General features: G+C 44.4%; 16 protein-coding genes and 1 pseudogene. 12 read left to right on the top strand and 5 right to left on the bottom strand.

What is annotated here, in order from left to right:
- The first annotated feature begins 291 nt into the window (after nucleotides 1-291).
- From HED67_RS10595 to HED67_RS17245, 3 genes are read left to right on the top strand one after another with little or no spacing between them, the layout of a single operon-like run.
- Complete coding sequence (locus HED67_RS10595) at nucleotides 292-801, top strand: phage holin family protein (protein ID WP_246612191.1); 510 nt, start codon at nucleotides 292-294, stop codon at nucleotides 799-801.
- The gene (locus tag HED67_RS10600; protein WP_221718286.1) at nucleotides 791-1777 is read left to right on the top strand and encodes an N-acetylmuramoyl-L-alanine amidase family protein; all 987 of its coding nucleotides are present in this window, start codon (nucleotides 791-793) and stop codon (nucleotides 1775-1777) included. The genes HED67_RS10595 and HED67_RS10600 overlap by 11 nt, the downstream gene beginning before the upstream one ends.
- Nucleotides 1774-1896, top strand: coding sequence for a hypothetical protein (locus HED67_RS17245; protein ID WP_260702779.1), 123 nt, complete (start codon nucleotides 1774-1776; stop codon nucleotides 1894-1896). The genes HED67_RS10600 and HED67_RS17245 overlap by 4 nt, the downstream gene beginning before the upstream one ends.
- 59 nt (nucleotides 1897-1955) lie before the next feature.
- Here the strand turns inward: HED67_RS17245 and HED67_RS17565 are convergent.
- Nucleotides 1956-2147, bottom strand: a pseudogene (locus tag HED67_RS17565) (type II toxin-antitoxin system RelB/DinJ family antitoxin); the annotation flags it as partial.
- A 24-nt stretch (nucleotides 2148-2171) separates the two neighbouring features.
- On the opposite strand from HED67_RS17565, the gene HED67_RS10605 reads away from it, so the two are divergent.
- Genes HED67_RS10605 through HED67_RS10615 form a run of 3 tightly spaced genes read left to right on the top strand, consistent with a single transcriptional unit; the run spans nucleotide 2172 to nucleotide 3371 of the window.
- Complete coding sequence (locus HED67_RS10605) at nucleotides 2172-2684, top strand: hypothetical protein (RefSeq protein WP_221718287.1); 513 nt, start codon at nucleotides 2172-2174, stop codon at nucleotides 2682-2684.
- A 39-nt stretch (nucleotides 2685-2723) separates the two neighbouring features.
- Nucleotides 2724-3113 carry a cupredoxin domain-containing protein gene (locus tag HED67_RS10610; RefSeq protein WP_221718288.1) on the top strand — a complete coding sequence of 130 codons (390 nt, stop codon included), beginning with the start codon at nucleotides 2724-2726 and terminating at the stop codon, nucleotides 3111-3113.
- 33 nt (nucleotides 3114-3146) lie between these two features.
- Nucleotides 3147-3371: an AAA family ATPase gene (locus HED67_RS10615; RefSeq protein ID WP_221718289.1), complete on the top strand. Its 225-nt coding sequence runs from the start codon at nucleotides 3147-3149 to the stop codon at nucleotides 3369-3371.
- Nucleotides 3372-3462: 91 nt separating this feature from the next.
- Here HED67_RS10615 and HED67_RS10620 read toward each other — a convergent pair whose 3' ends face one another.
- Together HED67_RS10620 and HED67_RS10625 are read right to left on the bottom strand one after the other, a co-directional pair.
- On the bottom strand, nucleotides 3463-4167 hold the full coding sequence (locus HED67_RS10620) for a DUF6320 domain-containing protein (protein WP_215633319.1): 705 nt from the start codon (nucleotides 4165-4167) through the stop codon (nucleotides 3463-3465).
- Nucleotides 4167-5495: an alcohol acetyltransferase gene (locus HED67_RS10625; protein ID WP_221718290.1), complete on the bottom strand. Its 1329-nt coding sequence runs from the start codon at nucleotides 5493-5495 to the stop codon at nucleotides 4167-4169. The genes HED67_RS10620 and HED67_RS10625 overlap by 1 nt, the downstream gene beginning before the upstream one ends.
- 73 nt (nucleotides 5496-5568) lie before the next feature.
- On the opposite strand from HED67_RS10625, the gene HED67_RS10630 reads away from it, so the two are divergent.
- The gene (locus HED67_RS10630) at nucleotides 5569-6462 is read left to right on the top strand and encodes an alpha/beta hydrolase (RefSeq protein WP_221718291.1); all 894 of its coding nucleotides are present in this window, start codon (nucleotides 5569-5571) and stop codon (nucleotides 6460-6462) included.
- A gap of 83 nt (nucleotides 6463-6545) precedes the next feature.
- On the opposite strand, the gene HED67_RS10635 is transcribed toward HED67_RS10630, so the two are convergent.
- Nucleotides 6546-8003, bottom strand: coding sequence for a nicotinate phosphoribosyltransferase (locus tag HED67_RS10635; protein WP_221718292.1), 1458 nt, complete (start codon nucleotides 8001-8003; stop codon nucleotides 6546-6548).
- 81 nt (nucleotides 8004-8084) lie between these two features.
- A complete protein-coding gene (locus HED67_RS10640; RefSeq protein ID WP_221718293.1) occupies nucleotides 8085-8564 on the bottom strand; it encodes a nucleoside deaminase in 480 nt (159 codons plus the stop codon).
- 310 nt (nucleotides 8565-8874) lie between these two features.
- Between HED67_RS10640 and HED67_RS10645 the strand changes: the two genes are divergently transcribed.
- From HED67_RS10645 to HED67_RS10665, 5 genes are all read left to right on the top strand, one after another.
- Nucleotides 8875-9576: an MgtC/SapB family protein gene (locus tag HED67_RS10645; RefSeq protein WP_178437759.1), complete on the top strand. Its 702-nt coding sequence runs from the start codon at nucleotides 8875-8877 to the stop codon at nucleotides 9574-9576.
- A gap of 253 nt (nucleotides 9577-9829) precedes the next feature.
- Nucleotides 9830-10990: an ABC transporter substrate-binding protein gene (locus tag HED67_RS10650; RefSeq protein WP_178437757.1), complete on the top strand. Its 1161-nt coding sequence runs from the start codon at nucleotides 9830-9832 to the stop codon at nucleotides 10988-10990.
- Between the two features lie 130 nt (nucleotides 10991-11120).
- A complete protein-coding gene (locus HED67_RS10655; protein ID WP_178439900.1) occupies nucleotides 11121-11972 on the top strand; it encodes an ABC transporter permease in 852 nt (283 codons plus the stop codon).
- Nucleotides 11969-12769, top strand: a complete 801-nt coding sequence (locus HED67_RS10660; RefSeq protein ID WP_178439902.1) for an ABC transporter permease — start codon at nucleotides 11969-11971, stop codon at nucleotides 12767-12769. Before HED67_RS10655 ends, HED67_RS10660 begins: the two co-directional genes overlap by 4 nt.
- A 14-nt stretch (nucleotides 12770-12783) precedes the next feature.
- Nucleotides 12784-13791 carry an ABC transporter ATP-binding protein gene (locus HED67_RS10665; protein ID WP_221718294.1) on the top strand — a complete coding sequence of 336 codons (1008 nt, stop codon included), beginning with the start codon at nucleotides 12784-12786 and terminating at the stop codon, nucleotides 13789-13791.
- Nucleotides 13792-13799: the final 8 nt, after the last annotated feature.

Raw genomic sequence — 13799 nt, forward strand, 5'->3', positions numbered from 1 at the left:
CAGTTGATGTTGCTTTGTGTGGATATTAAGACAAAATTGTTTGGACAATTAGAGCTATAAATTAAAAGGAAAAAAATCGATATAGTGAGGGTACATATTATGAAAAGGTGTATGATGCATCATTTACAGCGAAAATGTGAGAAAGGGGAACCAAGATAGAGGATGCAACATAGCTTCTTCTGTAAAGTGATTGAAAAAATTTTCAAATGCCCCGTTTCTTAGCGGGGTATTCTTTTACAAGAAAAATAATAAACTAAAAATAAACAAAAGAGGAAAGGAGTGCAGCAAAAGATGAAAGATTTAATGACATTGTTTTCAAATAATATTTTTATAGAGATTTTGATGCTGGCTATCTGTGCGGATATGCTGCTCGGTGTTCTTCGGGCTATCAAGTTCCGTCAGTTCAACAGTTCGGTGGGCATTGATGGTGCTATCAGGAAAGTGGCCATGGTTGTCAGTGTGGGGATTCTGATGTTGGCGGATATGCTGATTCATGTGAATTTGCTGGCTTTTGTGCCTGAGGAATATGTTCATTACCTTGGCATTCAGAAACTGGGAATGTGTGAGTTTTTCTGTCTGCTGTTTACAGCCTGTGAATGCCTGTCAGTATTGAAAAATATGGTCTTATGCGGACTTCCGGTGCCGAAGAAGATTGAAGGCTGGTTGAGAGATTTTCTTGTAAATATGACTTCAGAACTGCCAGCAGAGGGCAGCAGCGAGGATAAGGCTGACAAAGCAGACAGAAGTAGCCTGCCGGATAAAGATGTATTAGGGAAAGAAGGTGTTCATCATGTCGGATAAGAAAAAATTACTGGTTGTCATTGATCCTGGACATACGGGCAATACCTATAATGCCGGAGCGGTGAAAGGTTATTATGAAAGCAAGGCAGTTTATGACCTGAGCCTTTATGAGAAGGCAGCCCTTGAAAAGAGAGGCATTGATGTTATCCTGACAAGAGAACGGAATCAGGACCCGGGGCTCTATGAACGCGGACAGATGGCAGTGAAAAATGGCCGTGGATATGCCAATGTTGTATTTGAAAGTAACCACAGCAATGCATTTAATGGAAAGGCATACGGCGTGAATATTATTCGTTCAGCCCATCTTCCAGCATCGGAAAAACTGGCGGACAGGATGATCGATGCCATTGTCAAAGTCATGAAGCTGTCCACAGGCATCACCTATAACCGCGGGGTTACAACAAAGACTCAGAGCAACGGGGCAGACTGGTACGGCGTCATCCGAGGGGCAGTATCAGGAGCCACTACACAGGGGCAGGCCAAAAACGGCCCGGTCCGTTATGACTATATCGTAGAACATGGATTCCATGATAACCAGAAGGAATGTCAGTTCCTGTCAAAACAGGAGAACCTGAAAGCCATAGCGGAAGCAAAAGCAGCTGTGATCGCAGACTATTTTGGCATCAGCGATAAAGGCCAGTCCGGAAGTCAGGGCGGTCAGAGTGACAAAAATAATCAGAACGGCCAAAATAATCAAAGCAGACAGAACAATCAGAATAAGCAGAGCATAGATACGGATAGTTCAGCACAGAACAAAAAGACATCCTATCTGGTAAGAGTCAGCATTGACAACCTGAACATCCGGCAGTCGCCAACTATTCATTCAGAAGTTGTAGGATTTACAGGCAAAGGAACATTTACCATTATAGAAGAAGCAACAGGAATCGTTAATGCAGCCGGAGCAAAAAGCCGGTGGGGAAAACTGAAATCCGGAAGAGGATGGCTTTGCCTTGATTATGCAGAGAAAGTTGGTTGAAGAAGTACGAAAAAGGCTTGAATCGGTTTAAGATAAAGGGATGGGATGGTATAATGAAAGAGACAGCAGAAGGCGGTTGGCTGGATGCTGTCTCTTGGTGGTTATTACATATTAAATAAATCACTATGTGTTCCTGTACGACAAAGTGTAAGAACAAGAACATCATCTTTGTATTTTGTCATGCATCCAGGTCTGCAAAAAATTCATCAACATCATGGTAACCTTTGACAGACGAGTCTTTTGCAATCCTTTCCGCCTCAAGCATAGCTGAGACAGTTTCTTTAGAAGGGGAACCTTCTGTAATTTTGAAAGGAATTCCCCTTTCTCTAAGAGACTGGCGGACAAAAATATTAAATGCACGAAAATAATTGAATAATATGTGTTGGGGGAGAATATGGAAGAAGAAAAAGTCATTCACAGCTTAAGTCATACTAAAGATAATAAATTTTTTATAGAGGCTACAATATTCTTTTTTATAGTGTCTCTGGTAAGTTTTATAGTGTTGGTGATGGTTACTCTGGATATCAATACTTTGAGTGGATATATTGTTGGTGGAATAGCGTGGTTTGGGATCTATCTAATGATGTTAAAAGTATTTCTTGGAGTAAGTACATCTGCGATTGTTGAAGAATCGGGTATAACGATTAATTATTACAATTTTAAAATTTGGACAGAAGTATATTCCTGGGAAGAGTATGAGGAGATAAAAATAGAAAGTACACAGTTTGGTGGACGGGTAATGGATCTTAGCAAAGAAGAGCTGGTTATGACATTTTGTAAAAAGAAGAGAAGCTTAAAAGATTTTATATTTTCCGGAAACGTGAGTGCAATATGTACAGAAGAAAATTATGCTTTAGTAAAAAGCTGGATACCGGAGAGCGTGAGAATACCGAAGGTGGAGTTCTGAATGAGCGTTTGTTGCTGAAAGGGGAGGAATGCATATTTTATGGAATATGTAGTTGAAACAGAAAAAGAAATTGTTCAAAACTATATCATAAAAAGTAAACAGGAACGAATTGAATGGGAATTAAATCATCCCCAAAAGCGAAAGGATATTATATGGCATTTCCATAAACCAGATATTTTTAAAGAAGCTTGTCTGCATCCGGTTGATTATATGGATCAAGAAGCAATGAAAAATTATCTTCATAAGCTAAGCAGTGCGGAAAATGTTTATTTTATTGGTGAAGATTACATAGGGGAAATGTCGTTGGAGCAGGCGGTAGAGCGAGCCAACGAAGGAGAAATTTGTATTATATATTGTGGAAACGGAATCGGATATTATCAAGGGGAGCAGGAAAAAGGTGCACCGCCGAGGTTTATGCTTTTGGCATAAAAATGTTACAATACTTGTATTAGGGGTGATTTGATGCTTAAAAGAGAGATATCAGAGCGTTTATATTCATGGAAAAATGAGAATAAAAAGAAAGCGTTATGTGTGATTGGTGCGAGACAGATTGGCAAAACGACGATTATCAGAGAATTTGCCCGGAAAGAATACGAGTATTTTGTTGAGGTAAATTTTATATTAGATAAGGGGGCCGGTCAGATATTTGATGGTAAATTGGATAAGGTAGATTTGTCTGGACTATAAATTTAAAAGGTATTTGATTAATCAAAAAACAATCGTAAAAATTTACGATTGTTTTTTGACGTTTTTAAACGCGTAATTTTATGTGTGCATTTTATATATGCATTCTTCGCCGCACTTCTTCTCTCAACCGGCTTCGCAGCAGGATAGTCACCAGCGTTACATCAATGATAATGGCGCAGGTGAGGACAATGGCTGACCATGAAAGGGTCATTGGTACTGCGTAATAATGGCGTGTCAGCAGTTCTACGCAGACAGAGTAAATGCCGATTTCTGCCACAAGGATAACGGCCTGAGAGAGGATAGAGCTTCTCGGATGGCGCATACTGATGGCGAAGAAGAAAACGGCCAGTGTGCCCAGAACGATCAGCGGCAGGGCGATGGCTGTATACCAGCCGTTGCCGGGATGGAGCCAGGCGATGATGCCGAAGTACATGGCAATGCCTAAACCGTCCAGAAGCAGGGTGATCCGGAAAATGGTTTTCGTTGGAAAGAATACCGGCAGGCAGAAGATCCACAGGACGATGCAGATGCCGATGACGTAAAAGGACCAGTGGGAGAATGTGATAAATAAAAGGTTCAAAAGGCCGCAGACAACGGCGGTGGTGGCCAGGCAGACGGCCATGAGAATGGCTGTTTCCTTGCGGATACCGGAATCCACATAGCCTTTGTTCACTGGATAAGGCTTTGGTGAAACGGTATCCACCGGTTGGTTGGGATTAATAACTCTGGTATTGCACAGCGGGCAGACGGAACAGGTTTTGTCCAGCTCTACACCGCAGTTGACACAATATGACATTAAAATTCACTCCTGTTCATATCACGGTTGGTTTCGATTTTGACATGCAGCCCTTCCTGGACTAATTTCCTGAAGAAATAGCGTTCCACGTCGGTTTCGATAATGGTACTTGTAAAGTTGATGCTGAGGGTGTCGCCGAAGCTGCCCACGGCACAGTTGGTTCTCGGGGAGAATGGCTGCCCCATCAGCACATCGAAATAGTCGATAAATTCGCGCATTTCATCGGGAACATCGATGGCACCTAGGTTTGTCAGGCCGGCGGTGGACTGTTTGTCCTGCACGCGGATATAAAACTGCTTCACAACGATATCCTTGACAAAAAGGGGGACAATACGGATCAGCGGACTCTGCTGGACAGAGGCATTGGTGGTAATATCCGCATTCAGAAATTTGTCATTGATATAATAGCGCATATAGTTATGGACATGGGCGATGATTTCTTCAAAAGTATAGTCACCCATGCGCGGGTCTACGGAAGGGTACACCATGGCAATAAAGTTCCGCAGTGTGTCTGATGGAAAAATATTGCGCAGATTCACGGGAAGAGCCAGTGCTACGGGATATTCCCTGAAAACGCGATCCTCTTTTTGCTTTTCCAGAAGGGCATACAGAAGAACTGCGTTTAAGTATTCTGTCAGAGTTACATGATAGCTTCGGGCTTTCTGCAGCACTTCCTGCACAGACAGAAGACCGTGGATGATATTCAGGGTGTAAAAAGGTTCTCTGTGTCCCCGGATCCGGTAGGCTCTGCCCTGGCTGCGGGGCCGTTTGACTCTGGAGGAAGCATACTTGATATAGGCATCTTCCATTTCTTCCGGTCGCGGCGGCTCATTGATATCCAGAACACCCCGGGTGTTGGATATCTCGTTCCCCTTTAGACGGAGATAGACCGCAGTGATGGTTTTCAGAAGTTTCAGGGCGCCGCTGCCGTCGGAGAGGGAGTGAAAGACCTCCAGTGAAATCCGACATCTGTAATAGTAGATTCGGATCAGATATCTATTGTTGGATTTAAACAGCATCGGCATACATGGGTTGATGATATCCGGCATGACAAAAGGCCCAGGACGGTCGTTGGGTTCCAGATAACGCCAGAAAATGCCCTTTCGGAGAGCGACTTTGAATGCCGGGAATCTCGGCAATGTCAGATCCACAGCCTTCTGCAGTGTGTCGGGGTCGATTTCCTCCTTTAAAACAACTGACAGACGGAACACATTGGAGAAGTTCTTGCGCTGAAGGGTTGGATAGACATTGGCGGATAAGTCCAGCTTGTACCATGTCTTTTGATGTTTATTTGCTGAATGATTCTTTGTTTTGTTGATTGTTTTCATAATTTTTATTATAATGTTACTCATCATCAATGGCAAGAGCAAAAGAAAAACAAAAACAGGAAGGAGAAGATCAATGGCAATAAGTGAGAGATACAATCAGAGCCTGATGAAAGCGATTAAAAGAATGCATACCCTTGTGGAGAGTGACGATCTTGACAGAGTCCGGGCATCCCAGGAGAATATCAGTACCCTGTTGAAGAATAGAGAGTTGAATTATGAACCCTTTCAGGTGGGAGAGATTCCGGCAGAGTGGGTCAGCGTGAAGCGGAGCCATATGAAGAAGTTCGTGATTTTTTATTGTCATGGCGGCGGTTACAATACAGGCAGTTACCATTATGCCAGAAGCATTACGAATAAGCTGTCAAGCAGCACATCCATGGACGTCCTGAGTTTCGATTATCGTCTGGCACCGGAATACCCTTATCCGGCGGCCACAGAGGATGCCATGGCAGTATGGGATTATCTGATGTATCTGGGATACGGTGCCAGAGATGTCATTGTGGCAGGTGATTCTGCCGGCGGCAATCTGGCGCTGTCCTTTGTTCTGAAGCTGAAGGAGCAGAAACGGATCCTGCCGAGGGGGCTGATCCTTTTCTCACCATGGACGGATCTGACAGGCAGCGGCAAGTCTTATGCGACGAAGGGGGATGTGGATCCGATTCTGACCCGGGAATATCTGGACAATGCCATCGCGGCTTATGCATCAGGACAGGATCTGAAGAATCCGCTGATCTCACCGCTTTTTGGTGACCTGACAGGATTCCCGCCGACCTATATCCAGGTGGGAAGCAATGAACTGCTCCTGTCGGATTCGTTATTGCTCAAAAAAAATCTGGAAAAATACCACGTCCCTGTACGTCTTGAGGAGTACAAAGGCATGTGGCATGTTTTCCAGATGTCACCTTTTAAAACGGCTTATGATGCCATGGATCAGATTGCGGAATTCATCTTCGATATCTGCCGTTAGAGTCATTAGTATCGGATGCAATGTGTTCCTGATCAAATACAGTCTGGCCAGACGCTGCACCGTATTGGATGGCAGGCTCAGTATTAATCGATGGTGTGAGCGTCGTCTAACAGCTGGTTCTTCAGGTCATACAGCTTGCGGGAGAGATCCACATAAACTTCCTGAGGATTGATGAGTCGCTTGGATTCATCCCAGAGAGTAGTTTTCTCCTGTGTGCAGTAAGCCTGGATATCCATAACAGACGGAGACTCATAGACACATTCACCTTTTTTGAAAATCGGAACAAGCAGTTCACGAATTGTATAAGTATCGGCTTCAAGTCGGGTACGTTTCCATGTGGCCAGCGGATCGAACAGAGTCAGAGGCTGATCTTCTGTGAAGACTTCATCTTCCAGAGTGATCAGATCGGCTTTGATCTTTCCGCTGGCTTTGTCGTAAATACGAAGAATCTTCTTGTTGCCGGGATTGGTTACCTTCTCAACGTTCTCGGAGACCTTGATCTTCGGGATCTCTGTACCGTCTTCATTGATAATGCATGCCAGTTTATACACGCCGCCGAAGGATGGACAATCTTTGGATGTGATCAGGTTGGTGCCCACACCCCAGGATGTGATCTTGGCACCCTGATTCATCAGACTGTTGATCAGGTATTCATCAAGATCACTGGAAGCAGAGATGATGGCATCCGGGAATCCGGCTTCATCCAGCATGATACGTGCTTTCTTGGTCAGGTAAGCCAGGTCACCGCTGTCGAGACGGATACCGAAGAGCTTGGAGTGGATGCCTTTCTCGCGCATCTCTTTGAAGACCTGAATGGCATGCTTTACACCGGAATTCAGTGTATCGTAAGTATCAACCAGCAGCAGGCAGTTGTCCGGGAAGAGTTCCGCATAAGTTCTGAAAGCTTCCAGTTCGGATGGGAAGCTCATGATCCAGCTGTGAGCGTGTGTGCCCTTGACCGGAATATCAAACATCTGTCCTGCCAGGACATTGCTTGTGCCGATACAGCCTGCGATAACAGCGGCTCTTGCACCGTAGATACCGGCGTCCGGACCCTGTGCGCGGCGAAGACCGAATTCCATGACACCGCCGCCGGCTTCCTGAACTACACGGGCAGCTTTGGTGGCGATCAGGCTCTGATGGTTAATGATATTCAGCAGAGCAGTTTCAACGAGCTGTGCCTCCATGATCGGAGCCACAACTTTGACAAGCGGTTCCTTAGGGAAGATGATAGTACCTTCGGGAATGGCGTAAATATCACCTGTAAAATGGAAATCCTTCAGATAGTCAAGGAAGTCTTCCTTGAAAAAGCCTGTGCATCTCAGGTAATCAATATCTTCCGGTTCAAAATGCAGATTCTTGATATAATCAATGGCCTGATCCAGACCGCAGGCGATGGCATAGGCGCCGCCGCATGGATTCTGGCGGTAAAAAACGTCAAATACAACACGTTTTTGGGAATGGCTCTTGAAGTAGCCCTGCATCATGGTCAGTTCATATAAATCTGTCAGTAATGTCAAATTTCTATTATTTGTATTCATGTCTTTTTCCTCTATAATTTTCACGTTCTGTATGCCAAACCGCCTTTCGGGATGAGAGATGGTGCGGATGCAGCAGGACGCTTATTTGTTCCAGTAACCTTCATGGACTTTGGCGGCAGCAGGTGCCAGTTCAGGGAATGGGCCTGTGACCTCGATGGCCTTCTGACCTTTGGCAAAAACATCACGGCAAGGCAGATCGAAGGTCGGGTTCTGAGGATCGGCACCTGTCAGGGAGAGCAGATCCTTCTCTGTCATGGCATACACAACATGGCCGATGTTGCCCCAGTAAATGGCACCGGAACACATGGCACAAGGCTCTGCCGTTGTGTAAAGTGTGCAGTCCCAGAGAAATTCTTTGCTGTAAGCGAGGGATGCACGTTCTACCAGCTGTGTCTCTGCATGACCGGTACATTTATGCTCTGTTATCTCATTATTCATCTGTTCCATAATAATATTCCCGTCTTTATCAACAAGGAGAGCCGCAAAAGGTGTATTGCCGGATTCTCTTGATTTGACGGATAATTCAATTGCGCGTTTTAAGTAAGCTTCATGTGACTGCATGAGGTACCTCCCGTATTTTATTAATTGAAACTAGTATACTGCAATTTCAGGAAAAACGCAAATTTTGTATTTTTCTTCATCCAATTTCGGGGGAAAGTGGCAGAAAATTAAGTGGGTAAAAATGGAAAAACAAAGAACTTTTGGGTATATGTGGAATATTATTGAAAAATTATGGAAATTTACTTGAATTTTTTTGAAAATTCGTTTGATTTCCCAAGAGAAGCATGTTATGATGTCTGCATAATCAATGATGAAGACAGACGATGAAGAAAGGGCAGGGTGAATTTACAGGAAGAAACGGGTGAAGTAAATGAAAGGGTTGCAGATGATAGGTTCCTATCTGAATGAATGGAACATCGTTACAATTACTGTCAGGTTGATTCTGGCAGTGGTATGCGGAGGGGCCATCGGTCTGACCAGAAGTGTCAAAAGACGGGGAGCAGGATTTAAAACACATGCACTTGTCTGTCTCGGTTCTGCACTGGTTATGATGACAGGTCAGTATATCTATGTGGACTTTGGTGCCATTTCGGATATTGCCCGATTGGCGGCGCAGGTTATCAGCGGTGTTGGTTTTCTTGGAGTCGGAACGATCATGGTCACAAGAGATAATCATGTCAAGGGATTAACAACTGCGGCGGGGTTATGGACTTGTGCCGGAATCGGTTTGGGTATTGGTATCGGCTTCTACAGCGGAGCGGCCATCACAACGATTCTTGTACTGGTGATCTATCGGTTTATGGGAAGGGTCGATGAGATCGCCTATGAGCATTCAAGAGTGCTTGACATCTATATTGAATTTGAATCAAGGCGTTCAATTGCACCGTTTATCAGTGTTCTGAAGGAGAATAACTACAAGATCATGCAGATGGAGCTGAACAAATCCAAGAAGAATAAGGAAGAACTTGTGAATGCGACGCTGGTATTGGAAGTGCCGGAGAAGACGAAGCATGGTATGGTCATCGATCTTCTCAGGGAGATCCCGGGAATAGAATATGTAGAGGAGATTTAATTTTACTGAAGCCGGTTTGAAATGCCAAGCTGGTCAAAATTTTATCAATTTTTTGAAATTATCTTGAATTTTACACATTCTTTACGGGAAATTTACTAGTTTGATGTTTACAGAATGACAAACTCATGGTATCATTTTGTTAAAACATAATGCTTTTAACGATGCTATTTGTTAAAAGTGCACAATTTATTCTTTATATTCATTTGCTGGGCAGAATGCAGACGAATATATCTCAAAAAGGAGGAGTTAAAGAATGAAAAGATCTAAAAAGCTTATGGGCCTGACAGCAGTTATTATGGGCGTTGTTATGGCAACAGCAGCCTGCGGCAGTTCAGGCGGCGGTTCAGCGGAGACAAAGGCACCTGAATCAGCAGCAGCCTCAACAGAGGCAGCCGGCGGGGATACTTCTGCTGCAGGTGATCTCAACAGCAAGACAGTAGACGAGCTGACAGAAGCAGCTAAGGCTGAAGGTGAAGTTGTATCTGTTGGTATGCCGGATGAATGGGCAGACTGGGCATCTCTGTGGAAGACAATGTCTGATACATACGGCATTTCCCATAACGATACAGATATGAGTTCTTCTGAGGAACTTCAGATGTTTGCGACAGAAGGCGAAAAGGGAACCAAGGATATCGGTGATGTTGGTTACGGATTCGCAGGACAGGCTGTATCTGAAGATCTTGTTCAGGGTTACAAGACCTCCTATTGGGACAGTGTTCCTGATTGGGCAAAGGGCGAAGATGGTAAGTGGATGGTTGCTTACACAGGTGTAACAACATTCCTTGTTAATACAGATCAGGTTGATAAAGTGCCGACATCATGGCAGGATATCAAAGACGGCGACTACAAAGTTGCCCTTGGACCTCTGACAGGCGGTAATGCCCAGGCAGCTTTCATTGCTTCTGCATATGCATTCGGCGGCGATATGAACAATCTTGATCCTGCTTTTGAGTTCTGGACAGAACTGGCGAAGGCCGGCAGAATCAATACACTTGATATCACTCAGGCAAACTTTGAATCCGGTGAGATCTCCGTTGGTGTTGTATGGAGCTTCACAGGTATCCCTTACAGCAAGAACATCAGCCAGTACAAGATGCAGGCAGTTGTTCCGTCTGATGGATGTTTACAGAACGGCTACGCTTCCGTTATTAACAAATATGCACCTCATCCAAATGCAGCAGCTCTGACAAGAGAGACAATGTTCAGCGATGAAGGTCAGACATATCTGGCTCTGGCAGGTGCGATCCCTACAAGAGAAGATTTCACAATTGCAGACGAATACAAGGATCAGGTTATCTCCAAGGATGATATTGCCAATGCAGTTCTGATCAGCGATGCAGATGCTTATTCAGCAGCATGTGAAACAGCTAAGACACGTTGGGAAGAAGAGGTTGCGCCATTACTGGTACAGTAATACGGATTTCTGCTTAAATTGAATGAATTTCAGGGGGTGCAAACCTGCACCCCCGTTTTTCAATTATAACAAAGGGATTCTGATGCACCCGCACATATCAATTACAGCATCAGACAGGGGTTGAATTTTAATGAAGAAAAAGACATATATCTATTTACTTGCCCTGGTTCCATTCCTGATCGTGGCGATGCTCTACGAAATCGTACCGCTGATCACAGTCATTGTGAAGAGCTTTCAGCCGGATGGTGGAACAGGCTTTACACTTGAAAATTATCAGTCTGTCTTCTCGAAGCTGCTTTATCAGAAAGCAATCATCAACAGTATTAAGATCTCATTGACATCTGCAGTTGCAGGTATCATCATTGCTTTTCTTGGTGCCCGTGCAGCACATCAGCATCAGGGCAAACTGAATCATGTTTTTATGACGGTTTTGAACATGGTTTCCAATTTTGCAGGTATTCCGCTGGCATTCGCTTACATGATTCTTCTGGGCAATGCCGGACTGGTAGTCAATATCGGCAAGGAATTAGGCATCAGCGCTTTATCCACATACAATCTGTACACGATGAACGGCATGAGCCTGATCTATATTTATTTTCAGATTCCGCTTTCAACACTTCTTCTGATACCGGCCTTTGACGGTGTGCAGAAACAGTGGAAGGAAGCCTGTACATTGTTGGGAGGTACACAGGGAACCTTCTGGAGAAAAGTCGGTATCCCGGTACTGATGCCGAGTATCCTTGGTACATTCAGCGTTCTGTTTGCCAATGCTCTGGCAGCATACGCAACGATTTACGCATTAATGATGGACAATATCGCACTTCTGCCGGTTCAGATCGCAGGCTGCTTCACAGGTGAAGTCAAGATCCGTGCAGGGCTTGGCGGTGCCTTATCAGTTGTGATGATGGCGATCATGGTTATCATGATTCTGATCACAAATGGCCTGAGCAGAAGATTCCAGAAGGGAGGCAATAGAAAATGAAAAAGAAAAGCGCAGGATCTGTAGCGATTATGCTGCTTGTCATGATCTATCTGCTGATTCCTCTTGTAATTTCTATTATTTATTCTGTTTTCCATAAGTGGACAGGGGTTGTTCCTGAAGGCTTTACACTTCACAATTATGTGGATCTGTTTACAGACAGCAATTTCCTTGCATCTGTCGGAAGATCCATCGGCATGTGTATCATCCCTATTATCGTGACGATCATTATCGTGCTTCTGGCATTATTTGTAACCGCGATTTATTTTCCGAAGCTTGAGAAATATGTACAGATCATCTGTATGATCCCTTATACGATTCAGGGTGTTATCCTTTCAGTCAGTATCCTGTCTCTGTATGTCGGTTCCAGTTCGATTCTGAGCAACCGTCTGGTCATGCTGATGGGTGCGTATTGTATTGTGATTCTGCCATATATCTATCAGGGTATCCGAAACGGTATGCGTGCGGTGAATATGCCGACACTGATCGAGGCAGCGGAGATGCTTGGTGCATCCAAGATTTATGCATTCTTCAGAGTTGTCGTACCGAATATTCTTTCAGCGATTATCGTATCGTCACTTCTGGCAGTCGGCATTATCTTCGGTGATTATGTACTGATTCGAAATCTTGCCGGAACATCCGCGCCGAACATGCAGATTTTCCTGTATCAGACAATGAAGAGCGACAGTACAAAGGCCAGTGCCGTATTCGTTGTTATCATGTTTGTTACATTCGTGATCACAGCCATCGTCCTGTTTGTGAAGAGCCGTGAAGCGAAGGGCAAAACACACAGAAAATAAAGGAGTGAGGGAACATGTCATATATTCGTTTTGAAAATATTGTCAAAAGTTTTGGCAGTAATACCGTATTAAAAGATATTAATCTTGAGGTTGAAAAGGGACAGCTTGTGACGCTGCTTGGTCCGTCCGGATGCGGCAAGAGTACACTGCTTCGATGTCTGGCGGGTCTTGAAACCGTGACATCCGGTAAGGTTTATTTGGACAACAAAGATATCACAGATGTGAATCCGAAGGACAGAGATATCGGTATGGTTTTCCAGCAGTACAGCTTATTCCCGAATATGGATGTCGCACAGAATGTGGCATTTGGCCTGAAAATGAAGAAAGTGCCGAATGCAGAGATTGACAAACGTGTCAAAGAGATGGTAGATATCGTGGGCTTATCGGATCATCTGCACCATTATCCATCAGAGCTGTCCGGCGGTCAGCAGCAGAGAGCAGCCCTTGCAAGAGCGATGGTGACGAACCCGAAGGTACTCCTTCTGGATGAACCGTTATCAGCCATTGATGCCCTTTTGAGACATTCCCTGCAGGTTGAGATCAGACGTATTCAGCAGGAATTGAATATGACAGCTATCTTTGTTACCCATGACCAGGATGAAGCCATGGTTATGTCCGATGTGATTCATCTGATGTATAACGGCAAGATTGAACAGTCCGCAGCACCGACAGAGATGTATACAGAACCTGTTTCCAAGTTTGCAGCAACATTTATTGGCCATTACAACATGGTGCCGGTTGATGCATTCAAGAAGATGACAGGTATTGATGGTGAAGGTACAGATGTAGCATTCCGTCCGGAAGTTGTTGAGATCAGCACAAAGCCTGTTGAAAGAGATGGATGCGTGACGATCAAGGGTCAGGTTGTTGTCAGTCTGCCTCATGGCAATGTTCTGCGATATGCCGTTATGTGCGGGGATCACCAGGTTGATGTGGACGTTTTATTCAAGAAAGCAACTATTATTCCGAACAATACAGATGTTTATCTGACATTGAAGAAGGATGACTGTATTTTCCTTTAGAATTAAAG

It is taken from the genome of Pseudocoprococcus catus (genome assembly GCF_019734885.1).
GTDB classification, from domain to species: domain Bacteria; phylum Bacillota; class Clostridia; order Lachnospirales; family Lachnospiraceae; genus Coprococcus_A; species Coprococcus_A catus.